Origin of the sequence: Streptosporangium sp. NPDC049078 (assembly GCF_040648855.1) — a bacterium.
Lineage (GTDB): Bacteria > Actinomycetota > Actinomycetes > Streptosporangiales > Streptosporangiaceae > Streptosporangium.
On the sequence record NZ_JBEZEL010000025.1, the window covers coordinates 1 to 22,187 of the forward strand.

A 22,187-nucleotide genomic window follows, 5' to 3' on the forward strand; every position below is an offset into this window, starting at 1 on the left:
CCTTCTACCGGAGCTCCGCTCCTTCGTTCATGCCCCGTTCACTCTGTGAGACGCCCTTGCGCCGCAGCTCCAGGCTCTAACTACCCGGCCTTGGGGGAGCGCCCAAAAGCTGCGGTGATGGAGCCGGCGACGAAGCGGAGGTGGGTGGCCCCATGTGGGATTGCCGCTTGGTGGCCTTGGGCTCCGGTGAGGGCACGGCGCAAGGTCGCAGAGTCTGCGGCCGGGATGGTCGCGATGTTGGCGGAAACAGGGGTCAGTGACCGGGAGCTGTCAGGCAACCGCCGTCGTTGATGTAGCCCCCTACCTCCACCTTCGACTCACGCTCGTCGTAGAAGCCGGTGAGGCATCCTCCCGACAATTCGATAGCGAACACCACAGCGGAGCGAGCCCCTCCTGCCCTGATGATGACGTTCGTCCCTGGTGGGGCGACCGCCCGTACCGCTTTCGCGACGTGGGCCTCGCCGTGCAGTGCCCGCTCGCGCAGGTCGGCGAATTTGCCCCGCAGGGCCTCGGCCACCGGCTCAGCCTTCGCAGCCACCTCCGGAGGAACCGCGCCGCGCTGGCGGTACGCCTCGTTGTCCGCGTGCTTTTGCTCCCAGGAGGGCATCGTGATGCAAGGGGCAGGCGTCAGCGACTCAACGGCTTCCGGGCAAGGAAGTAAGGCTGACGGCGACGCCGACGGCCCGCCTCCCTGTGTCCGCGCCACACCACAGCCATTCAGGATGGTCAACAACAGCATGGCGACAAGGGCAATTAAGATCTTCATGCTCTTCATGCCTCAACGATCGGGCAGGGCGAACCGGGGGCACAAGTCACGTCGGTGGCAGTGGGGTGATCGCGTGGTGTTCGCCGGCTCACAAGGATCAGGTGGCCCTTCAATCCGGGAGTCTCAGGGTTTCGGGCGTTTCCCAGACTGTCGGCTGCCGCTCGGGGTTGGTTTCCTGGTGTACGAACTGGCTGATCAGCTCGGTGAGGGCTTGCCGGTCCTGCTCGGGAAGGTCCTGTAGGAGGGCGATCGCCGGTTGAAGCACCTCCACCGTGGCCTCGGGTGTGATGGCGTCGTTGTCGCTGTGATCAAGTTTGATGACGATCTCTCTCAGGCCCTTAGGTGGTCGGACCGGCGTCACGAGCCGACGTGGTCGGACGCACATCGTGACGCCGACGTGTGTCAGGTCGCGGGGGCGGGGGCCGGCTGGTTCTCGGTGATCCAGGCGTCGATCTCCTCCCAGTGCTCGAAGAGCCAGCGGATCTGCTCCTCGCGCTCGCGGGGCACGTCGGCGGCCTGGACCCGCCACCACTTGGCCTTGATCTGGGCGCTGAGCGGCAGACGGGTCCAGATGTCCCCGAAGGTGATCAGGTCGTCGAGGCCGGTGTGCGCGACGAAGATCACGTCCGCCTCGGGGCAGGCGTCGATGGCGGCGATCGCCCCGTTGGGGCGGGGGGCCATCAGGTGCTCCAGCCTGCGGGCCCGTGCGGCCTCCTCGGCCAGGCCCTTCTGCTCCAGCCTCAGGATGGCCCGCCAGCGGCGCTTCGGGGTGAAGTTGCCGCCCTCGGGGAAGATCACCAGGGCGTCGTCGGCGTCCATGCCGGCCGACAGGCGGCGGATCTCGGCGAGGATGCCGCTCTCCGCGGTCTTGCGGTGGACGAAGGCGTTGGGGAGCCGGTTGATCACCACGTCCAGCGAGGGGACGAACTGCAGGGCCGCCTTCATCACGATCCTCGGGCGCCTGTGGTATCGGGCGAGAAGGTGGTGCACGAGCAGGAAGGAGTCGCCGGGGCCCGCGTGGCGGGACAGGACGATGACGGGGCGGGTGAGGCGCCGGGAGGTCTCCTCGGAGGTCGGCGGAGGCTCGTCGACCTCGACGCTCAGGCGGAAGATCCGCACCGCGGCCTCGTAGATCTTGGACAGGAACCACTGGATCAGCTCGTAGTGCTGCTCCTGGTACTCGTCGCGGCTGAGCCGGCCGCCCAGGCCGTTCGTCACCCACAGCCACAGGCAGGCGCACAGTGCCATCGACTCCAGCGTCAGCCACGCCATCGCGAACCAGACCAGCCGGGTGCCGCGCCGCTGCGGGGGTGGCAGGCGCAGCGAGGCCGCGGTCACCACCAGCAGCCAGATCGGGAGCGTGAGCACCGCGAGGACGGTGAGCACGATGACGAGAGGTGCGAGGACCAGGCGGCGGATGATGCGAGGAGGCAGCACGAGCGGCTCCTGCCTGTGTGGATGTGCGGTGTGTAGGTCGTGCGGGTGCCGTGTGACTCATACCGGTGTGACTCAGGCCGGTGTGACTCGGATGGACGTTGATGCGGACATGTCCCTGTGAGGTACCCCGATGTATACGTACAACGCGGTGTGGCGCACATCGATGCCGGGGTGGACGGGTGACGTGGCTCAGGAGGGCGACTGCCGGGCCAGGTAGTCGGCCGAGGCCCGATAGGCGCGATCGATGTATTTAGATATATGCGAAATATCCCGGTATCGCAGCTGGGAGAAGTCCATTCCCGGCCGGGACTCACCCCCCGAAGGCATCACGTGGACCTCGATGTCGTCCGGCAGGGTGGCCATCTCCTCGGTGAAGCGGTGCCGCCGGGCGATCTCGAAGGCGGTCATGCCGACCTCCCACGGGCGCCGGGGCACCGTCAGGGGACGCTCGATCCTGCCCACGTGCAGCACGTAGACCCGCCGGGCGCCGAGCGCGACGGCCCGGCCGACCGGGATGCTGTGCACCAGCCCGCCGTCGAGATAGTGGCCCTCGCCGACGCGGACCGGCGGCAGCAGCCCCGGAACGGCGCAGGAGGCGAGGACCGCGTCGACGAGCGGCCCCTCGGTGAACCAGTGCGCGGCGGCACGCTCGACGGAGGCGGCCACGCACTGGAACGACACGGGAAGATCCTCGATGCGGGAGACCGGGAGCGTCCTGGCGAGCAGGTCGCGCAGCGGCTCGGAGGAGTGCAGGTGGGTACCGCTTCTGGCGAGGGTGGACAGCCGGGTCACCCAGGACCCGGCGAACGCCGTACGGACGATGTCGGAACTCCACAGCGTGTTCAGGCGCTCGACCGCGTCGCCGGGGGAGGCGGCGAACACGACGCCGTTCAGCGCGCCCACGGACGTGCCGACGATCAGGTCGGGCTTGATGCCCGCCTCGTCGAGCGCGCGCAGCATGCCCACCTCGTGAGCGCCGAGAACGCCCCCGCCACCCAGTACGAAGGCAGTGTCCAGGCTCATGGGCTCACCATATCCCCGCCCCGGAGCACCGGATTCCCGCCGAGGCCGCGCCGGTTCCGGATCCACGGGAAGAAGCCGAGGAACCGGGCGGTTCCGGATCCCCGCAAAGAAAAGGCGGCCAGTTGTCCGGGTCCTGACATGACCTCAGGCGCCGGCGAGAGGGCACGATCTGACGCATGACAAGTGTGGTGGAGACCGAAGGGCTCACCAAGTTCTACGGCGGACGCCGAGGACTTGAGGATCTCGACCTGGAGATCCGGCCGGGGGAGGTGTTCGGGTATCTCGGCCCGAACGGAGCGGGAAAGACAACGACCATCAGGCTGCTCCTGGACGTCATCCGTCCCACCAGGGGCCGGATGACGGTCCTGGGCAGAGATCCCCGCGAGGCGGATGTGCGGAGCCGGATCGGTTACCTGCCCGGCGAGCTGGCTCTGGAGGGCAGGGAGAAGGCGGGGGAGTTCCTCGCCTTCCTCGGCGCGATGCGCGACGGCGTGCCCAAGGGGCGGATCGAGGAGCTGGCCGAGAGGCTGGAGGCCGACCTGTCGGTGCCGATGGGCAAACTCTCCAAGGGCAACAGGCAGAAGGTCGGGCTCATCCAGGCGTTCATGCACGAGCCGGAGTTCCTGATCCTCGACGAGCCGACCAGCGGCCTGGATCCGCTGATGCAGCAGGAGTTCCTCGCGATGGTCCGCGAGGTCCGCGCCTCGGGCCGTACCGTGCTGATGTCCTCCCACGTGCTGGCCGAGGTCGAGGACGTCTCCGACCGGGTGGGCATCGTGCGCGGCGGCAGGCTGGTCGCGGTGGAGGACGTCTCCGCGCTCAGGGAGAAGGCGGTGCGCCGGGTGGAGTTCCACTTCGACGCCCCGGTGCCCCGGGAGGCGTTCGAGAACCTGCCCGGCGTACGGGACCTGCGGGTCGAGGGGGCCGGGGTGCGCTGCACCATCGACGGCCGCCCGGACGCGCTGATCAAGGCGGCGGCGAGGTTCACGGTGGTGCACATGGTCAGCGCCCGGCCCGACCTGGAGGAGATCTTCCTCACCTACTACAGCCGGCACGAAGAGGAAGAGGAGGCGCGCGATGCCCGCACTGGTGTCGAAAAGCCTGCGTGACTACCGCAGGCCGCTGCTCGGCTGGACCATCGGGATCAGCGCCTTCTTCGCGCTGTACCTGGCCTTCTACCCGAACATCCAGAGCAACCCCGACCTTTACGGGGAAGTGGCGCTGACCAAGTTCCCCGGGGCGATGCGCGACCTCATGGGCGGCCTGGAGGATGGATTCACCAGCGGCTCCGGCTATCTGCAGACCCTGGTCTACCAGCTGTTCGGGCCGCTGCTGTTCATCATGTGCGCCGCGGTGATCGGCAACCGGGCGATCGCCCAGCCCGAGGAGTCGGGCACGCTGGAGCTCGTCCTCACCCTTCCGGTCGACCGCAGGCGACTGGTCCTGGAGCGCTTCGCCGCCCTCGCCCTCGCACTGTTCGGCGTGGCGGCGGCCACCTTCCTCGCCGTCCTCGGCCTGGCGGTCGCCGTCGACATGGGCGTACCCGCCGGCAGGATCCTCGCCGGTCACGTCGGCGTCTTCCTGCTCGCCCTCTTCTTCGGGACGCTCTGCCTGACGGTCGGCGCCGCGACGGGTCGCAGGGGGATCGCCCTCGCGGTGGTCGGGGTGGTCGCCGTGGCCGGATACGTGGTCGAGACCATGGGCAAGGACGTGGCCGGTGTGTCCTGGCTGCGCTGGATCTCGCCGTTCCACTACTACCTCGACGGTCGGCCGATCCAGCTGGGGCTCCCGGTAGCGGACTATCTCGTGCTGGCCGGGGCGACCGTCGTGCTGCTCCTGATCGCGATGCCGGCCTTCGACAGGCGTGACGTGGGAGTCTGATGGACGAGCTGCTCGGCGGCCATCTCCGGATGTTGCGGGAGGCGGCCGCCACCGGCAGGCTGCCGGGGCGGGCCGAGCTCGACGACTGCCGCGCCGCCGGCGCGCTGGCCGCCGAGCGGGGCGTGTCCGTGCGGGCACTGGTCGAGGCCGCGCTGGCGACGGCCGAGTCGGTGACCCCCACCCCGCTCCCGGCCCTGCGGCGTACGGTCTCCGCCCTGATGGAGGGGTACGAGAACGCCCAGCGGGCGGCGTTGCGCCGGGAGGAGACGGAGCGCAGGAAGTTCGTCGACGACCTGCTCCAGGGCCGTGCCGACAGGCTCGCCGAACGGGCCGAGCACTTCGGGCTCCGCATGGCCGAGACGTACGTGGTCGCCGTCGCCCGCCCTGCCACCGGAGCCGCCGCGGCCGTCGCTTCGGAGGACGGCGGGTTCGAGAGGCGCGACGGGTTCGAGAGGCACGGTGGGAAGGAAGAGGTCCGCGGGCTCGCGGGCGAGACCGAGGGGACGGCCAGGAGGATCGAGGAGGCGCTGGTCGCCCGGTTCGGCTCGCACAACGTGCTGGTCACGGTACGCGACGGGATGCTCGTGTGCGTGGCGCCGGGCAGCCTCGGCGTCGTGACCGGAGAGTTCACCCATCACGTGCGCCAGATGTTCGCGCCCGGCTGGCGGGTCGGGCTCGGCAGGGCGCACCGGGGCCCCGGCGGGGTGGTCACCTCCTATCGGGAGGGTGTCAACGCCATCGGGTTCGGCGACAGGCTGGGGCTGCGCGCCCCGGTGCTCAAGGCCGCCGACCTGCTGGTCTTCCCGGTGCTGCTGCGGGACCGTACGGCGATCGAGGACCTGGTGACGAGCGTCCTCAGCCCGCTGCTCGAGGCGCGGGGCGGCCCCGAGCCGCTGCTCGCCACGCTGGAGGCCGTCTTCGCCTCCCAGGGCAACCAGACCGCCGCCGCGCGCAGGCTCGACATCAGCACCCGGGCGGTGACCTACCGGCTGGAGCGGATCCGCCGCCTCACCGGGTTCTCGCCGGACGATCCCACCCAGCGTTTCACCCTGGAGACGGCGGTCCTGGGCGCCCGGCTCCTGGACTGGCCAGCCCAGCCGACGCACTGACCGGGCCTCCCGTCCGCGGTGCCGGCGGGTGCCGACCGGCTCACTTCTTCGCCGCGCCGGTCTGGCCGGTCCGCCCCGCGGGCCTGGCGGGTCCGCTTCTCCGTCGTACCGGCCGGGCCGGGGCGTCCGCCCGCCGCACCGGCCCGCCTCTCCGCGCCGTTACGGGATCAGGAGCAGCTTGCCGGTCGTCCGGCGGGCTTCGAGATCCTCGTGGGCACGGGCGGCCTCGGCGAGCGGGTAGCGCTCGGAGACGTGCACCCGCAGCTGCCCGGAGGCGACCCAGCCGTAGAGGTCGGAGGCGCGCCAGGCGAGCTCGTCGCGGGTGGCGATGTAGGAGCCCAGCGTCGGACGGGTGAGGAAGAGCGAGCCGTTCTTGGCGAGGACCTGCGGGTCGAACGGCGGGACCGGGCCGCTCGCCTGGCCGTACAGCGCCATCATGCCGCGCGGTCGCAGCGAGGCGATGCTCTCGTCGAAGGTGGCCGCGCCCACGCCGTCGTAGACGACGTGCACGCCGGAACCGGTCAGCTCGCGGACCGCGTCGGCGAAGCCCTTGTAGCGGAACACCTCGTCGGCGCCCGCCTGGCGGGCCAGGGTCTCCTTCTCGTCGGTGGAGACCGTGCCGATGACCCGGGCGCCGCGCAGCTTGGCGATCTGGGTGAGCAGCAGGCCCATCCCCCCGGCGGCGGCGTGCACCAGGACGTCGTCGCCCTCCTTCACCTCGTACGTGGAGTGCGTCAGGTAGTGGGCGGTCAGTCCCTGGAGGGTGACGGCCGCCGCGGCCTCGGCCGTCACCCCTTCGGGGACGGCGAGCACCTTGGAGGCGGGCACCACGTTCCTGGAGGCGTAGCTGCCCGGCACGTTCGCCCACGCCACGGTGTCGCCGACGGCGACGTCGCGCACGTCCTCGCCGACCGCGACGACGGTGCCCCCGCCCTCCTCGCCGGGAACGAAGGGCAGGGAGAGCGGGTAGCGGCCCATCCGGTGGTAGACGTCGATGAAGTTCACCCCGGAGGCGGCGACGTCGACCAGGACGTCACCGGGGTTCATCTCGGGGTCCGGGTGATCGTCGGTGTAGGTGAGAACCTCGGGTCCACCGGTGGCGGAGACGACTATGGCGCGCATCGTGCTGAACTCCTTCGGTCGGTCGGATGCCCCGTTCCCCGCAGGGTGCGGATCACTCGCCGTCAGGGCTGTGTGGTGGGGGCGGGGCCGTGCAGGGTGAAGTTGTCGAACGCGGTCCGCAGGACGGCGTCGCTGTTCTCGCCCACCCGGGCGATCACGCCGACGAGTCCGTTGGGCAGCGGGTTGGTGTCGAGGAACGACTGGGTCTGTTCGTCGTTGACCCACATGGTGAGCCGAACGCCCTCCTTCACGCCGGCGCACTCCGCCGTGAGCCGGACGGCCTCGCCCTTGGGCAGGTCGACCTTGACGGGCTTGGTGAGCTCGCCCCCGGCGCTCTTGACGGTCTTGCGGATGCGGGCGTTGCCCGAGGTGTCGAGCAGAAACTCGTACCGCGTCGCCTTGTTGTCGTCCTCGCCCCGACAGAACAGCCCGTACTCGCCCATACCGACGGTGCCGGAGCGGATCGTGATGTCGGAGCCGAGCAGGATACGGCTCGGGGTGATCGGCATGGGACTGGCCGTGGGGTCGGGGGTGGCCGGGGGGGCGGAGACGAAGGGGATCGGGGCCTGCTCCCGCCTGATGGGGGAGTAACCGCTGACGTCGACGGCGTAGTAGCCGTTGGGGGAGTAGCCGTACGTGCCGGTCAACGGGCTGTAGGTGCCGCCGCTCCAGCCGGTGCCGCTCTGGGTGAAGTCGTCCTGGTAGAGCAGGGGGAGGTCCTCCGGAGGGCCGCCGGGAGCGAGGGCGAGGCGCAGCCCGATCCCCGCTGCCGCCACCAGCAGGGCCGCCACCGCCGCCCCGACGGCGAGGTTTCGCCGCCCGCCCGCGAGGCCGCGTGGGAAGGGACCGGTGCCGCCCTCCGGTGGCCCGGTGAGGGTGTGGCCGGGGCTGGAAGGCGTACCCGTGGGTCCACCGGGACCGGTTCCGCTCCAGGGGACGCCGTCAGGCGTCTCCCCGAGTTCCTGCCAGGAGGCCTGGACCGAGTGGGCGGCCTGTTCCGGCGCGGCGGAGCGGCCCACCAGGTGGTCGAGGAGCTGCTGCGAGGTGGGCCGGTTGTGCGGGTCCTTGGTCAGGGCGTAGGTGACGAGCTCGCGCAGCGCGGGCTCCATGCCCTCCAGGGAGGGTTCGGTGTTGAGCACCTGGTACAGCACGGCGGGCAGCGCCTCGCCGCCGAACGGCGCCCGCCCGCTCGCGGCGAAGGCCATCAGGCAGCCCCACGAGAACACGTCGCAGGCGGCGGAGACCGGCTCACCGCGCAGCACCTCGGGCGCCATGTATCGGGGGGTGCCGAGGATCTCGCCGGTCCCGGTCATCCCGCCGAGGGTGTCCAGCGCGCGGGCGATACCGAAGTCGATCACGCGGGGGCCGACGGGGGAGAGCAGCACGTTGGAAGGCTTGAGGTCGCGGTGCACGACTCCGGCGCCGTGGATGGCGGTCAGCGCGGTCGCCACCCCGACGGCGAGCGCGTCGAGGCTGGAGCCGCGGAGCGGCCCGTCCGTGTCGACGGCCTCCTCAAGGCTGGGGCCGGCGACGTACTCGGTGACGACGTAGAGCTGGTCGCCGTCGAGCGCGGCCTCGACGACCGCGGCCGTGCAGAACCTGCGGACCCGCTGCGCCGCGTCGGCCTCCCTGCGGAAGCGCATCCGGAACCGTTCGTGCCGGCTGTACTCCGGATTGATGACCTTGATGGCGACCTGCTGCCCGTCAGGGGACTCGCCGAGATAGACCGTGCCCATCCCGCCCCTGCCCAGCCGACTGAGCACGCGGTATCGGCCTATCTGCAGGGGTTCGTCGGGACTGAGGTCGCTCACCTTTGTGCCTAACCGCCTACGCCGTCACATGGGTGTTTCAGCCTATCGATCTTCTGCCGCTCACCAGCAGACGCAACAGCGGCACGCCGACTTTTTCCAGGCCGTCCACGGTCAGCACGTCCTCGGGCGCCGGACCGCCGGAGACCGACACCACCCGGCACCCCGCCGCGCGGGCCGCGGCGAGCCCGGTCGGGCTGTCCTCCACGGCCACGCAGTCGGCGGGGTCGAGGCCCAGCACGGAGGCCGCCCGCAGGTACGGGTCGGGCAGCGGCTTGCCGCGAACGGTGTCCTCGGCGGCCACGACCAGGGCGAAGCGCTCCGCCCCGACGGTACGCAGCACCATCTCCACGACGAGTCGCGGTGAGGCGCTGACCAGTGCCGCGGGTACGCCTTCCGCCCTCAGCTCGTCCAGCAGCCGGATCGCGCCGGGCAGCGGTGTCACCCCGCCGGAGATCCGTCCGGCGAAGGCCTCGGTGAGTCGCGCCCCGATCCGTTCCACGCCGGGCGGGGACGGTGCGCGTCGCGCGAGATGGCCGGCCACGTCCTCGACCATGCGGCCCAGGACGTGGCCGGCGTCGGCCTCCGTCAGCTCCAGGTCCAGCTCGGCGGCGACCGCCACGCACGCCTGCCACCACATCCCCTCGGTGTCGACGAGCGTGCCGTCCATGTCGAACAGAACGGCCTTGAGCTCACCCGACACCCGCGACGTCCTCGGACTCGGATGCCCCGGACGCCCTCGACGACGCGGCGGGCGTCGCGGAGTCCGGGGAGCCCTCAGGGGTGAGGACGGGGGCGGGGGCGGTGCGCGCGGCGACGAGCACGGGCCGCTGCACGAGGGAGACGTCCACCCGTGTGCCCGGCGCCAGGCGTACCGCGTCGTGTCCCGGCACGTCGCTGAGGACCTCCAGCTCGCCCACCCGCACCCGCAGCCGCGCGGTGGAGCCGCGGAAGGACGACGCCACGACCGTGGCGTTGCCTTCCGGGGAGGGCGTGACCAGCACGGCCTCCGGTCGCACCAGCACGTCGACGTCGGGTGAGGACGGCACGGAGCCGTCCACCGGCATGAGTTTCCCCATCACGGTCACCTCCCGGCCGGACAGCCGGCCGGGGACGTGGTTCATCGCGCCGACGAACTCCGCCACGAACGGGGTGGCGGGCCGGTCGTAGACCTCGGCCGGTGGGCCGCACTGCTCCAGCCGTCCGGCACGCAGCACCGCGACCTTGTCGGCGACCGAGAGGGCCTCCTCCTGGTCGTGGGTGACGAAGATGGTGGTGATGCCCAGTTCGAGCTGGAGGCGCCGGATCTCCTCGCGCAGCGAGACGCGGACCTTGGCGTCCAGCGCGGACAGCGGCTCGTCGAGCAGCAGTACGCGTGGTTCCAGTGCGAGTGCCCTGGCCAGGGCGACACGCTGCTGCTGGCCGCCCGACAGCTCGTGCGGGTAGCGCTGGGCGTGCGTCGGCAGGCCGACCAGCTCCAGCAGCTCGTCCGCCCGCGCGTGCCGTTTCGCGGTCGGCACCTTGCGCACCCGCAGCCCGAAGGCCACGTTGTCCCGCGCGTTGAGGTTGGGGAACAGGCTGTAGGACTGGAAGACCATGCCCGCGTCCCGCCGGTTGGCGGGCACCCGGGTGATGTCCTTGCCGTCCACGAGCACCGCTCCGGCGTCGGGGTGCTCGAAACCGGCGACGCAGCGCAGCGCGGTGGTCTTCCCGCAGCCGGAGGGGCCGAGCAGGGCCATCAGCTCGCCCTGTTCGACGGTGAGGTCCAGGCCGTCCAGGGCCACCGTGCGGCCGAACGCGCGACGCAGCCCCCGGAACTCGACGGTCATCGGCGTTTCCTTCCCGCACCCGAGAGGGTGAGCAGCAGCAGCCAGATGAGGAGCAGGCTGATGATCGACAGGGCGACGGAGAGCTGTCCGTCGTTCCCGGAGATGGTGACGATCCAGACGGGGAACGTCTGGTAGCCGAGCAGGGCGGCGACGGTGTACTCGCCGAGCACCAGCGCGAGGGCGAGGAACGAGGCGCTCGCGATGGAGGAGCGGATGTTGGGGATGATCACGCGGAACAACACGTACGGCCACGAGGCGCCCAGGTTGCGTGCCGCCTCCACCAGCGTCCGCACGTCGATCGCGCGGAGCCCGGCGTCCAGCGACCGGTAGACGAACGGCAGCGTCAGCATCACGTACGCGAGCACGAGGACGAAGGGGAACCTCTCGTTCTGGATGGCGATGAGCGTCGCCCAGAACGGTGTGGCGGCCAGCGCCTCGACGCCGTCACGCAGCGCCGTGCTGATGCCGACCACGTAGGTGATCGGCGGTACGACCAGCGGGAGCGTGGAGAGCACCTCCAGCACGGGCCGCAGCCGGGGCGCGCCGAGCCGTACGGCGAGCATGGCGGGAAGGGTGAGCAGCAGCACCGCGACGATGGTCGCCGCGGCCAGTGCCAGGGAGAGCAGCAGGCTGGGAACGAAGCCGGGCGCCGACAGGATCCGCCCGTAGGCGGCGAGCGAGAAGCCCTGGCCCTCGGAGTAGACGGTGAACCAGAAGGACACCGCCATCGGCACGACGAAGTAGACCGCCGCGACGACCAGCACGATCCCACGCCAGGCCCGCCGCGCTCCGGGGCGGGCGGTGGCGGCGGGACCCGGGGTGACGTCGGGCAGGGTCGCTACCGCAACCATCGGGAGCTCCTCTTCTGCAGCGGCAGGTAGACCGCCATCACCAGCAGCGCGACGACGATCATGTCGAGGCTCAGGGCGAGCGCGACGTTCTCGTACCCGATGAGGACGTCCCCGGTGAGTGCCTCGGCGATCTGCAGGGTGACCAGGGGGACCGTGCTGCCGACCATGGCGTAGGCGGTGGCGTAGGCGGCGAAGGCGCCGCCGAACAGCAGGACGACGCCGCCGAGCAGGGCCGGGGTGAGCACCGGGACGCCGACGTAGCGCCAGAACTGCCAGGTGGTGGCGCCGTTGTTCTGCGCCGCCTCCCGCCACTGCGGGCGCAGGCCGTCCAGCGCCGGGGTCACGACGAGCACCATCAGCGGCACCGAGAAGTACATGTAGACCAGGGCGAGGCCCCAGAAGTTGTACAGCACGCCGGGGCCGAGGCCCAGCGCGGTGGTGATCACCCCCGAGTTGCCCAGGGTGGCGATCCAGATGAAGGCGAGTGGCACGCCGCCGAAGTTGGCCAGCACCCCGGAGAAGGTGAGTACGGCCTCGCGCAGGGCGGTGAACCGGGAGGTGACGACGGCCTGGGCGAGGAACGTCCCGGCGACCGCGGCGGCGACCGCCACCACGGCCGACAGCTGAACGCTGCTGATCAGGGCGTTCAGGTAGGCGCCCTGCAGGCTTCTGGACAGGTTGGCGGTGCCGAGGGAGGAGACCTTGGTCACCGGGTCCTTGACGGTGAACGCGCCGACCAGCAGCGTGAGCGCCGGGATCCCGAAGGCCACCGCCGTCACGACGAGCAGCGGCAGGGCTCCCACCCAGTTCTTGGAGCGAGGACGGCCGCCGCGCGGGGCGGCGGCCGTGACAGCCGGGACCGTCATCCCGAGACCGCGGCGCCCCAGCCGTCGGCCAGGACCTCCTTGGCCTTGTTGACCTGGGCCTCCGTCGGGAAGGTGGGGTCACCCTCGACCGGCGGGAGGTTGGCCTCGGCCGTCGCGTCGACCGTGCCGTCGGCCTTCATCGCGGGCAGCAGCACCGGGCGGGCGAAGCCGCCGAGGTAGAGGTTCTGGCCCTCGGCGCTGTAGAGGAACTCCTGCCACAGGCGCGCGGCGGCCGGGTGCGGGGCGTCCTTGTTGATGGCCTGGGCATAAAGCTGGAAGTACTTGCCGTCGTCGGGGATGACGGTCTTCCAGTCGATGCCCTTCTCGGCCATCTTGGGGGCGTAGGCGGCGTTGTTGTAGTCCCAGTCGATGCTGATCTGGGTCTCGCCCTTCTCGATGGTGGCCGGGGTGGTCTCCACCGGGTTGAAGTTCCCGGTCTCCTTCAGCTTCTTGAAGAAGTCGAGGCCGGGCTGGATGTCGTCGAAGGACCCGCCGTTGGCGAGGGCCGCCGCGTACACGCCCGCGAACGCCGAGCCCGACTTGGTGGGGTTGCCGTTCAGCGCGACCTTGCCCTTGTACTCGGGCTTGAGCAGGTCGGCGTAGGTCTCCGGGCACTTGTCGATCTTCTTGGCGTCGCAGCCGATGGAGATGTAGCCGCCGTAGTCGTTGAACCAGAGGCCGCTCGGCTCCTTCTGGTTGTCGGGGATCTTGTCCCAGCTCTCGACCTTGTACGGCGCGAACAGGCCCTCGGCGGCGCCGCTGATCGCGAAGGACTGGCCGATGTCGAGCACGTCGGGGGCGCGGTCCTGGCCCTTGCGGGTCTTCACCGCGTTGATCTCGTCGGCGCTGGAGGCGTCGGGGGTCTCGCTCTCGATCTCGATGCCGTACTTCGCCGTGAAGGCCTCGATGATCTTTCCGTAGTTGGCCCAGTCGGGCGGGAGGGCGATGACGTGGAGCTTGCCCTCCTTCTTGGCGGCCTCGACGAGCTTGTCCAGCCCGCCGAAGTCGGCGGCGGAGGTGGCGGTTCTGGCGTCCACTCCGGCCGCGGAGCCGTCGGCGCCCGCCGTGGGGGCCGCTGTGGTGGGGGCGGCTCCGCACGCTGTGGCGCTCATCAGGAGGAAGGCGGCCAGGCCTGCAAAGCGAACTCGGGATGCGATCACTGTGTCTCCCAAGGGGGTGTCGCGCAATATTTCACGAAAGTAGACGAACTTGTACAAACAAGCTAGACCCCCTATGTCGTGAATCAGTTGCTGTTTGGTGAACGGGCGAAGTACAAGGGTGAAATGCGGAAACTCGGGCTATGTGCGGCGATAATGCTTGTTTAGGGTGGGGTTCATCCGGACATATGGTGCGCGCAGCGAGGGGTTCCGTTGACGCCTGACGGGCCGGACGCGAGTGGGCGGTTCGAGAGGCGAGGCGAGATTGCACGGTCACCGGGTGTACGGGGGTGCGTGGGAGAGAGCCGTGGGGTTCGCGGGTACGCCGGAAGGGGGGCGGAGGTGACGGCCCGGTACATGGGCATCGCGGAGGAACTGCGCGACGCGATCATGCGAGGCGAGCACCCCGTGGGTGCCCAGCTCCCCTCGGAGGCCGAGCTGGCCGCCCGCTTCGCGGCCTCGCGCGGCACGATCCGCCAGGCGGTCGCCGTACTCGCCACCGAGGGCCTGGTCGGGTCCCGCCAGGGCGCCAGACGCATCGTGCTCGGCCGTGAGCGCAGCCAGAGCTTCGCCGAGCTGCACAGCTTCGCCCAGTGGGCGCGGGCGATGGGCTACCGGGTGAGCGGGCGGATGCTGGAGCAGCGCCGCAGGGGCGCCGACGTCACCGAGGCCGCCAGGCTCGCCCTCCAGCCGGGCGATCCGGTGCTTTTCGTGCTGCGGCTGCGCTCCCTGGAGGGTGAGCCGGTGATGCTGGAACGCACGGTCTACGCCGGGTGGATCGCCCCGGCCGTCGAGCGCATCGAACCCGGCTGCGAGTCGGTCACCCAGGCCCTCTACGAGAGCGTCGGCCTCGTCTTCGCCTACGGCGAGCACCTCATCGACGCGGTCGCCGCGGGCGTCGAGGACTCCAGGCTGCTCGCCGTGCGCAGGGGCAGCCCGCTGCTGCGCCAGCGCCGGGTCACCACCACCCACGAGGGGCGGCCCGTCGAGTGGTCCGACGACCGCTACCGCGCGGGCAGCGTCACCTTCAGTATCCGCAACTCGGTGGACGCCAATCCGCTCGTACGGCAGATGGGGGACTTGCGCCCGGCCCCGTGAGAACGTATGTTCGATACGCCAGACCCGTCTTCCCCCGGGTGCTCATCGGAAAGCCGTGGGAGAAGAGCGTCTTGAGCAGACTTTACGGCGACCCCGTCGAAGTGTGGATCCGCGACGGGCAGCCCGTCCAGTTCGTCTGGGGCGATCGCCTCCACGCCGTCGGCAGGGTTCTCGACCACTGGGTCGTCGCACGCGAGTGGTGGAAGACCTCCGCCGGTGATCCCGGCGAGCGCCGGTTCTGGCGGGTCGAGGCCGCCTCGGGAGGCCGGGCCGGCACCTACGAGCTCAGGTTCGACACCGCGGGCGAGGGCTGGCTGCTGATCAGGGCCTGGGAGTGACGCCCCGCCCCGGGCACGCCTCCGGCGTGCCTTCCATCGGGCGGGGCGGTGCTCACTGCCCGGCGGGATGGACCTCCTGGGGCTGCTCCTGCCCGGAGACCTCCGGTGAGAGTGTCTCGGAGGGTGTGGGGTCCTCCACGGGCGGGGTCGGGACCGATCTCACCGGGTTTCGCTGCCCCCGGTCCTGCCGCACCGAGGTCGGTTTCACCGGGGCCGTCTCCGTCGCCTGCGCCGGGAGGCGGCGCTCCGGCCTGGTCCGCCGCCGGTGCCCGGCGCCCGCGGCCTGGATGCCGGTGATCTGCCGCACGGTCGTCGCGCACAGCAGGGAGGCGGTCGCGACGGCGATCAGCTCGGTCAGGCCGAACCCGGTCAGGCTCGTGCCTCCCTGGGGCGCCCCCGGCCACAACCGTGCAAACACCAGCGCGGAGGCGACGAGCCAGCTCAGCCACCAGGCGGTGAGCAGAGCCTTCCAGCGCAGGCGGCGATCCAGCGGCGGCCGGGAGGCTCGCCACAGCCGGTCGACCAGCACGGGGGGTGCGGCCAGGTTGACCACCGGCACGAACCAGCTCACCAGCACCGGCGCCACCGCGGGCCGGTCGGCGCCCTGCCGGGCGCGGAGCAGCCAGTTCAGGTACGCGGCGACGGCGGCGATCGCGGATGCGGCGAAGAACATGATCAGAATGGCGAAGACGGTGACCGCGCCGAAGACCGCGTCGGCTCCGGGGGCGTGGGGGTCGCCGTTGAGCTCGGATATCTCCAGGACGAGGCGCCGGCCGCGGACCTGTTCGAACACCGCCAGGGCGGCGACCGCGACCACCAGTGCGGTGAGCGTGACATAGACGGCCGAGGCCGATTTTTGTAGAGATGGGATAGAGCGCATGTATATCTCCCCCCGCCATGCGCTGAGGACCTGCCCCTTTTCCTATCCCGTCAACGCTCCCGCTAATCAGCGCGGATGCCCTGCTCAGCCGACGATGCCGGACTCCCACGCCCAGGCGGCGATCTCCACCCGATTCCTCGCGCCCAGCTTCGCCTGGATGCTCCCCAGGTGGGTCTTCACGGTCGACAGCGAGACGAACAACTCGGCGGCGACCTCCTGGTTGGTCCGCCCCCTCGCGACCAGCCGCACGACGTCCAGTTCGCGCTCGGTGAGGGGCTCGCTGGGCGGGCGTACGCCACCGGCCCGAGGGTGGGAGAGGTGTTCGAGCAGGCGCACGGTCACCGAGGGCGACACCAGCGCGTCCCCGGCCGCCGCGGCCCGGATCGCCTCGATGAGCAGCGTCGGCCCGCTGTCCTTGAGCAGGAAACCGGTCGCCCCCGCGCGCAGCGCGCCGTAGACGTACTCGTCGAGGTCGAAGGTGGTGACGATCACCACCCTCATCGGGTCCGCCACCCCCGGCCCCGCGAGGATGCGGGTGGCCTCCAGACCGTCCAGCTTGGGCATGCGGATGTCGAGCAGGCACACGTCCGGTCGTAACCGTCGTGCCAGCTCGACGGCCTCGGCCCCGTTGGCGGCCGTCGCCACGACCTCCATGTCCTGCTGGGCGTCCAGAATCATCTGGAACCCGGTCCGTACCAGTTCCTGGTCATCGGCGATGAGCACCCGAATCGTCACCTGTTGGATTGTGCCAGCCCACGGGCGGTTCCGGATCGGGCATCCGGCCGATGTGCTGGTAAGCAACGGCGAATCGCCCTTTCGGGCGATCCATGCGGGCGAGGGCGTGGAGAAGTCAGGGGCAGGCCGAGGCGGGTGGGTGGGGAAACAGGGCGCCGGATAAATTTTCTCCTCCCGGCCGGTGATCGGGGGGCCGGGAAAGGCACTCCTTGGTGTGGATGATCCAGAAGCGCGATTCACCGCGCTGTACGACCAGCACTATCGCAGCGTGCTCGGCTACACGCTGCTGCGCGCGGAGCGGCAGGCGGCCGAGGACATCGCGAGCGAGACGTTCCTGATCGCCTGGCGGCAGCTGGAGGAGCTGCCGGAGCCGCCGCTGCCCTGGCTGCTCGGCGTCGCCCGGAACCTGCTGCGCGGGCAGCGGCGTTCCGGGCTGCGACGGCGGGCACTGGTGGAACGGCTGGCGGAGCTGTCCTCGGAGGGCGACGTGACCGAGCGGGTGGCCGAGCAGGTCGCCGAGCGCGAGGCGGCCCTCGCGGCGCTCGCCGGGCTGTCCGAGCTGGACGCCGAGGCGGTGATCCTGGCCAGCTGGTACGGGCTGGCTCCGGCCGACGCCGCCAAGCTCGCCGGCTGTTCCGCCCGGGCCTTCACCGTCCGCCTGTATCGCGCACGCCGCCGCCTGTCCCAGGCACTCGACCTCACCCCGACCACCACCCTTCAGGAGCAGTCTTGAACGACGTCGACGAACGTCTCCGTACTCTGCGCCCGGACGCACTCACCGAGGACGCCTACCGGCGGCGCCGAGATGCCGACCTCGCCCGAGCCTTCGCGACGACCGTGTCCCGATCCGGCCAGACGTCCGGCTCCGTGTCCTCCGACGCGTCTCCCCGCAGGTTCCGCCTCACTCCCAAGCTCGCGCTGACCGGTGCCCTGGTCGGGCTGGCCGCCGCCGTGACGGTGCCCGCCGTCATGACGGGGACGATCGGGCTTCGGGGGCCGGGGGGCGGCCGGACCGCGGCGATCACCTCCCCGGACCCGGCCTCGGGCACCTCTCAGGTACGGCCCCCCGCGACACCCGGCACGCCGACGGTCACGCTCGACGCCCGGTCGTTCCTGCTGGCGGGCGCGGAGACGGTGGCGCGCGTGACCTCCCCGGAGGGCCGGTACTGGTTCGAGCGCACCAGGACCTTCGAACCCGTCGGGTCCGGCGCGACCGTCGCCCACACCGACGAGTCCTGGTACGACGGCCAGGCCGGACGGACCGTGTCCAACCAGGACGTCAAAATCACTTTCGCCACCGAGGCCGCGAAGGCGGAATGGAGGGCGAAGGGGGCCCCGGCACTGTGGCCGGGGCCGCGTACCGAGGACTTCTCCCGGCTCTCGCTGAGCTGGCGGGTCGGGAGCGAGACGCTGACCCTGGACGAGGCGCGGGACCTGCCCGGCGACGCAGGGGAACTGGAACGGTGGCTCCGTTCGGCCCACCAAGACGGGCCGTTCCCGGCCTTCGTCTTCGACGCCGCGCGTTACCTGCTCTCCTCACCCGCGAGCCCGGCCACGCGCGCCGCGATGCTGCGCGTCCTCGCGGCCCAGCCAGGGATCGTCCTGGAGAAGAACGTCCTCGACCCGCTCGGGCGCACCGGCTTCGCCGTCACCACGGCCGAAGGCCACCACACCCTGGTCGTCGACGAGTCGGGGGCGCGCCTGCTGGCCTTCGCCTACACGGGCCCGGACGAGAGCCCCCGTACCGGTGACCGTTCCGTGCACCTCCCCTTCCGTAAGGGCCTCAAGATCGCCTACGAGGACTCCGGCTGGGTCGGGAAGGTCGGCGTCCGGAGGTGACGTCCGCCCCGCCGCCCGGCGAGACCGGCGGGCGGCGGGGCGGTCCTCGCGCGAGGAGGAGCGGCGTCGCCCGGGACGGTTCAGCCCAGGACGAGGTCCCTGACGGTCTTCAGGGATGCCTCGTCGCGAGGGCCCATCACCAGGAGGTTGCTCACCGGGCTCTCGCGCCACAGCTGCAGGCGCTCGCGGATGCGGCCCACCGGGCCGACCAGGGAGATGCCGTCGGCCAGCTCGTCGGGGATCGCGTTGAACGCCTCGTCCCTGCGTCCGGCCAGGTAGAGGGCCTGGATCTCCTCGGCGGCCTCGGCGTAGCCCATCCTGGCGATGATGTCGGCGTGGAAGTTGCGGCTCTTGGCCCCCATGCCGCCGATGTAGAGGGTGAGCATCATCTTCACCCCGTCCAGCGCCGCCCGGACGTCGTCGGTGATGAGGGTCATGACCATGGCGGCGATGTCGAAGCCGGGGTCGGCGCCGGCGAGCGAGGGGCCGTACATCCGCTCGATCTTCTCGGGGAACACGAACAGCGGCAGCCAGCCGTCGGCGATCTCGGCGGCGAGCGCGACGTTCTTCGGCCCCTCCGCGCCCAGGTAGAGGGGGATCTCGGCGCGCAGCGGGTGGGTGATCAGCTTCAGCGGCTTGCCGAGGTTCGCGCCTCCCGGGTAGGGGAGGGGGTAGTGCTCGCCGTCGCTGGTCACCGGCTCCTCGCGGCGCCACACCTTGCGCATGATCTCGACGTACTCGCGGGTGCGGGCGAGCGGCCTGGGGAACGGGTTCCCGTACCAGCCCTCGACGACCTGGGGCCCCGACGCGCCGATACCGAGCAGCAGCCGCCCGCCGGTGAGATGATCCAGGGTCATCGCGGTCATCGCGGTCGCCGCCGGGGTTCTGGCGGAGATCTGCACCACGGATGTGCCGAGTTTGATGCGGGATGTCCGCGCGCCGTACCAGGCCAGGGGAGTGAAGGCGTCGCTACCGTAGGCTTCCGCGGTCCAGACGGACTCATAGCCCAATCGCTCCGCGGTCTGGACGAGTTCGGTGGCGTCGTCGGCGTTCCGTTGCCAGTAGCCGAGGTTCAGGCCGAGCTTCAGGTCGGTGCTCACGGGGTTCTCCTCGCGACGCGGCGCCGGACGGATCCCGCAATTAGAACACGTTCTATATTGGTCGGTCGAGTGTGAGGTGTCGAGATTCTGTCTTCCGGGAAGCGTGCTTCTGTGCTCAACGCCGCTCGCAAACTCCTCTCCCTGGTGTCGCTCCTCGCCCTCGCCGCCATGGGAACGATCCCGGCCGTGGCGCACGCGCAGGGACGGCCCAACATCCTGTTCGTCCTCGTCGACGACCTGGAGGCGGGTGATCTACGGAGATTTCCCAACATCTGGAACCTCCTCGCGCAGGGCGGCACCGGCTTCGACAGGTTCTTCGTGCCGAACTCCTGGTGCTGCCCCTCCCGCGCGTCGATCATGCGCTGCCAGTACGTGCACAGCCACGGCGTGCTGACCAACACCGCCCCCGAAGGGGGGTTCACCAAGTACTACACATCCGGTCTGGAACGTTCCAACCTCGGGACCTGGATGAAGTCGGCCGGATACCGCACCGGGCTGATGGGCAAATACCTCAACCACTATCCCGGCGGCGCCACCTCCGCCACCCACGTGCCTCCCGGCTGGGACGAGTGGGACGTGCCGGTGCGCAGGCTGTACGAGGAGTACGGCTACACGCTCAACGAGAACGGCCTGCTGCGGAAATACGGCTTCGCGCCGCAGGACTACCTGACCGACGTGCTCAGCGCGAAGGCGAGGGCGTTCGTCTCCCAGCCGAGCCGGGATCCGTTCTTCCTGTATCTCGCCCCGGTCGCCCCGCACAACCCGGCCAACTACGCCCCCCGGCACGAGGCCGCCTTCGCCGGGGTGGTGGCCCCGCGCACCCCGTCCTTCGACCAGGCGGACGTCAGCGCCGAGCCACTCTGGCTCAGGTCGCTCCCGCCGTTCGACGCCGCGAGGGTCCGCAAGATCGACCGGCACTACCGGGACCGGCTCCGGGCGATGCTCGGCGTGGACGACATGGTCGGCGCCCTCGTCGAATCGCTCAGGGCCTCCGGCAAGCTCGATGAAACGTATATCTTTTTCTCCTCCGATAACGGGTTCCACCTGGGCCAGCACCGGCTCGCCCAGGGCAAGACCACACCCTTCGACGAGTCGATCAAGGTGCCGCTGCTGGTGAGGGGACCCGGCGTGCAGGCGGGCCGCGTCGTCGGCGACATGGCCGCGAGCATTGACCTCGCCCCGACGTTCGCGCAGCTCGCCGGGGTCACCCTCCCCGACTTCGCCGAGGGGCGCTCCCTGCTGCCGCTCCTGCGGGGCGAGACGCCGCCCTCGTGGCGGCAGAACGTGCTGCTGGAGTTCTACCGCCCGACCAGCCCGGATTCGGCCCGCCAGACCCCGGTCCCCGCCTACCAGGGGATGCGGACCGCCCAGAGCGCCTTCGTCCGCTACTCCACCGGCGAGTACCAGATCTACGACGTCGTCAGGGACCCCTACCAGCTCCACAACCTCGCCGCGGAGATCCCGCTCCCGGTGATCGCCGAGTTCAACCGGCAACTCGACGCCCTGGTCTCCTGCTCGGGCGCCTCCTGTCGCTCAGCCGACTCGGTCAGACCGCCCCTGCTGCCCTTCAAGCCCCTCGTCATTCTCAGCCCGTGGGGGACGTGAGATGCCGGGGTAGGCCCGTCGCAGGTGGTCCTCGACGGCGGAGGCGGCCTCCGCCGCGTCCCCGGCGGCGATGGCCCGGTGGATCCGGCGGTGGTCGGCCATGAGCCCCGCGGTGTCGCCCAGGCGCTCGACAGCCTCGACCGCGTAGCGGCGGAGCGAGTCGCGCAGGGAGAGCATCATCGCGGTGGTCAGCCTGTTGCCCGAGGCCTCGGCGATGGCGACGTGGAAGGCCGTGTCGTGCTCGACGAACTCCTCGGCCGTCGTGGTGGCGTCCATGCGCTCCAGCGCGGCGGTCAGGGCGGACAGGTCGGCCCCGTGGACGGCGGCGTGCGAGACCGACCACTTCTCGATCATCAACCGGGCGTCGACGACCTCCTCCAGCGACAGGTTCGCCAGCCCGAGGTGCAGCCTGAGCAGGTCGCTCAGGGCCTCGGCGGGCCTGGAGATGAGGAGGGCCCCCGCGTCGGGACCTCGCCCGACCTGCGAGGAGACCACTCCCAGCGTCTCCAGCACCCGCATCGCCTCACGTACCGACGACCGGCTCACCCGTAGCTGCTCGGCGAGTTGCCGCTCGCCGGGCAGGCGATCCCCGACCCTGAGGCCGTCGTCCGCGATACGGCGCTCGATCTGGGCGATCACCTCCTCGAACGTCCGGGTGCGCCGGACCGGCTGCCAACCGCTCAAGAGGACCTCCTCTTGTGGAGAAATATGGTCAGACCATACTGTGGTCAGGCCATTGAAAG

Annotated in this window: 23 protein-coding genes; 8 read left to right on the forward strand and 15 right to left on the reverse strand. The window is 70.7% G+C overall.

Annotated features, from left to right (window positions below; genetic code table 11):
* Nucleotides 1–253: 253 nt before the first annotated feature.
* The 4 genes from AB0B90_RS34400 to AB0B90_RS34415 form a co-directional block, all read right to left on the reverse strand.
* The gene (locus AB0B90_RS34400) at nucleotides 254–775 is read right to left on the reverse strand and encodes a hypothetical protein (protein ID WP_350945336.1); all 522 of its coding nucleotides are present in this window, start codon (nucleotides 773–775) and stop codon (nucleotides 254–256) included.
* A gap of 100 nt (nucleotides 776–875) precedes the next feature.
* Nucleotides 876–1,127 (reverse strand): hypothetical protein, encoded by a 252-nt coding sequence (locus AB0B90_RS34405; protein WP_362899910.1) that lies wholly within the window; start codon nucleotides 1,125–1,127, stop codon nucleotides 876–878.
* A gap of 41 nt (nucleotides 1,128–1,168) precedes the next feature.
* Nucleotides 1,169–2,203 carry a 1-acyl-sn-glycerol-3-phosphate acyltransferase gene (locus AB0B90_RS34410; RefSeq protein ID WP_350945338.1) on the reverse strand — a complete coding sequence of 345 codons (1,035 nt, stop codon included), beginning with the start codon at nucleotides 2,201–2,203 and terminating at the stop codon, nucleotides 1,169–1,171.
* 189 nt (nucleotides 2,204–2,392) lie between these two features.
* Entirely contained in the window at nucleotides 2,393–3,226 is an 834-nt protein-coding gene (locus tag AB0B90_RS34415; RefSeq protein WP_350945339.1) for a patatin-like phospholipase family protein, read from the reverse strand.
* A 176-nt stretch (nucleotides 3,227–3,402) separates the two neighbouring features.
* Here AB0B90_RS34415 and AB0B90_RS34420 point away from each other — a divergent pair, with 176 nt between their 5' ends.
* Genes AB0B90_RS34420 through AB0B90_RS34430 form a run of 3 tightly spaced genes read left to right on the forward strand, consistent with a single transcriptional unit; the run spans nucleotide 3,403 to nucleotide 6,216 of the window.
* Nucleotides 3,403–4,335, forward strand: coding sequence for an ABC transporter ATP-binding protein (locus tag AB0B90_RS34420; RefSeq protein ID WP_362926385.1), 933 nt, complete (start codon nucleotides 3,403–3,405; stop codon nucleotides 4,333–4,335).
* Nucleotides 4,304–5,107: an ABC transporter permease subunit gene (locus AB0B90_RS34425; protein ID WP_362926386.1), complete on the forward strand. Its 804-nt coding sequence runs from the start codon at nucleotides 4,304–4,306 to the stop codon at nucleotides 5,105–5,107. The genes AB0B90_RS34420 and AB0B90_RS34425 overlap by 32 nt, the downstream gene beginning before the upstream one ends.
* Nucleotides 5,107–6,216: a helix-turn-helix domain-containing protein gene (locus AB0B90_RS34430; RefSeq protein WP_350945352.1), complete on the forward strand. Its 1,110-nt coding sequence runs from the start codon at nucleotides 5,107–5,109 to the stop codon at nucleotides 6,214–6,216. The genes AB0B90_RS34425 and AB0B90_RS34430 overlap by 1 nt, the downstream gene beginning before the upstream one ends.
* A 159-nt stretch (nucleotides 6,217–6,375) precedes the next feature.
* On the opposite strand, the gene AB0B90_RS34435 is transcribed toward AB0B90_RS34430, so the two are convergent.
* The 7 genes from AB0B90_RS34435 to AB0B90_RS34465 form a co-directional block, all read right to left on the reverse strand.
* Entirely contained in the window at nucleotides 6,376–7,338 is a 963-nt protein-coding gene (locus AB0B90_RS34435) for a quinone oxidoreductase (protein ID WP_350945353.1), read from the reverse strand.
* Between the two features lie 62 nt (nucleotides 7,339–7,400).
* Nucleotides 7,401–9,149 carry a serine/threonine-protein kinase gene (locus tag AB0B90_RS34440; RefSeq protein ID WP_350945354.1) on the reverse strand — a complete coding sequence of 583 codons (1,749 nt, stop codon included), beginning with the start codon at nucleotides 9,147–9,149 and terminating at the stop codon, nucleotides 7,401–7,403.
* 37 nt (nucleotides 9,150–9,186) lie between these two features.
* Entirely contained in the window at nucleotides 9,187–9,849 is a 663-nt protein-coding gene (locus tag AB0B90_RS34445; protein ID WP_350945355.1) for an HAD family phosphatase, read from the reverse strand.
* Entirely contained in the window at nucleotides 9,839–10,975 is a 1,137-nt protein-coding gene (locus AB0B90_RS34450) for an ABC transporter ATP-binding protein (RefSeq protein WP_362926387.1), read from the reverse strand. Before AB0B90_RS34450 ends, AB0B90_RS34445 begins: the two co-directional genes overlap by 11 nt.
* On the reverse strand, nucleotides 10,972–11,826 hold the full coding sequence (locus tag AB0B90_RS34455) for an ABC transporter permease subunit (protein ID WP_350945357.1): 855 nt from the start codon (nucleotides 11,824–11,826) through the stop codon (nucleotides 10,972–10,974). Before AB0B90_RS34455 ends, AB0B90_RS34450 begins: the two co-directional genes overlap by 4 nt.
* Nucleotides 11,814–12,692 (reverse strand): ABC transporter permease, encoded by an 879-nt coding sequence (locus AB0B90_RS34460; protein ID WP_350945358.1) that lies wholly within the window; start codon nucleotides 12,690–12,692, stop codon nucleotides 11,814–11,816. Before AB0B90_RS34460 ends, AB0B90_RS34455 begins: the two co-directional genes overlap by 13 nt.
* Nucleotides 12,689–13,804, reverse strand: coding sequence for an extracellular solute-binding protein (locus AB0B90_RS34465; RefSeq protein ID WP_350945359.1), 1,116 nt, complete (start codon nucleotides 13,802–13,804; stop codon nucleotides 12,689–12,691). The genes AB0B90_RS34460 and AB0B90_RS34465 overlap by 4 nt, the downstream gene beginning before the upstream one ends.
* A 387-nt stretch (nucleotides 13,805–14,191) precedes the next feature.
* Between AB0B90_RS34465 and AB0B90_RS34470 the strand changes: the two genes are divergently transcribed.
* The gene (locus AB0B90_RS34470; protein WP_350945360.1) at nucleotides 14,192–14,947 is read left to right on the forward strand and encodes a GntR family transcriptional regulator; all 756 of its coding nucleotides are present in this window, start codon (nucleotides 14,192–14,194) and stop codon (nucleotides 14,945–14,947) included.
* A 71-nt stretch (nucleotides 14,948–15,018) separates the two neighbouring features.
* Nucleotides 15,019–15,285 carry a DUF6504 family protein gene (locus tag AB0B90_RS34475; protein WP_350945361.1) on the forward strand — a complete coding sequence of 89 codons (267 nt, stop codon included), beginning with the start codon at nucleotides 15,019–15,021 and terminating at the stop codon, nucleotides 15,283–15,285.
* Between the two features lie 52 nt (nucleotides 15,286–15,337).
* Here AB0B90_RS34475 and AB0B90_RS34480 read toward each other — a convergent pair whose 3' ends face one another.
* The gene (locus AB0B90_RS34480; RefSeq protein ID WP_362926388.1) at nucleotides 15,338–16,165 is read right to left on the reverse strand and encodes a DUF4328 domain-containing protein; all 828 of its coding nucleotides are present in this window, start codon (nucleotides 16,163–16,165) and stop codon (nucleotides 15,338–15,340) included.
* Nucleotides 16,166–16,249: 84 nt separating this feature from the next.
* Nucleotides 16,250–16,900: a response regulator transcription factor gene (locus tag AB0B90_RS34485; RefSeq protein WP_350945363.1), complete on the reverse strand. Its 651-nt coding sequence runs from the start codon at nucleotides 16,898–16,900 to the stop codon at nucleotides 16,250–16,252.
* A gap of 214 nt (nucleotides 16,901–17,114) precedes the next feature.
* On the opposite strand from AB0B90_RS34485, the gene AB0B90_RS34490 reads away from it, so the two are divergent.
* Together AB0B90_RS34490 and AB0B90_RS34495 are read left to right on the forward strand one after the other, a co-directional pair.
* Complete coding sequence (locus AB0B90_RS34490; protein WP_350945364.1) at nucleotides 17,115–17,633, forward strand: sigma-70 family RNA polymerase sigma factor; 519 nt, start codon at nucleotides 17,115–17,117, stop codon at nucleotides 17,631–17,633.
* Nucleotides 17,630–18,739 (forward strand): hypothetical protein, encoded by a 1,110-nt coding sequence (locus tag AB0B90_RS34495; protein ID WP_362926389.1) that lies wholly within the window; start codon nucleotides 17,630–17,632, stop codon nucleotides 18,737–18,739. Before AB0B90_RS34490 ends, AB0B90_RS34495 begins: the two co-directional genes overlap by 4 nt.
* 80 nt (nucleotides 18,740–18,819) lie before the next feature.
* On the opposite strand, the gene AB0B90_RS34500 is transcribed toward AB0B90_RS34495, so the two are convergent.
* Nucleotides 18,820–19,839, reverse strand: coding sequence for an LLM class F420-dependent oxidoreductase (locus AB0B90_RS34500; protein ID WP_350945366.1), 1,020 nt, complete (start codon nucleotides 19,837–19,839; stop codon nucleotides 18,820–18,822).
* Nucleotides 19,840–19,950: 111 nt separating this feature from the next.
* On the opposite strand from AB0B90_RS34500, the gene AB0B90_RS34505 reads away from it, so the two are divergent.
* Nucleotides 19,951–21,444, forward strand: a complete 1,494-nt coding sequence (locus AB0B90_RS34505) for a sulfatase (RefSeq protein ID WP_362926390.1) — start codon at nucleotides 19,951–19,953, stop codon at nucleotides 21,442–21,444.
* Here AB0B90_RS34505 and AB0B90_RS34510 read toward each other — a convergent pair.
* Nucleotides 21,373–22,128 (reverse strand): FCD domain-containing protein, encoded by a 756-nt coding sequence (locus tag AB0B90_RS34510; protein ID WP_350945368.1) that lies wholly within the window; start codon nucleotides 22,126–22,128, stop codon nucleotides 21,373–21,375. The two genes, AB0B90_RS34505 and AB0B90_RS34510, sit on opposite strands and share 72 nt — an antisense overlap.
* Between the last annotated feature and the right edge of the window lie 59 nt (nucleotides 22,129–22,187).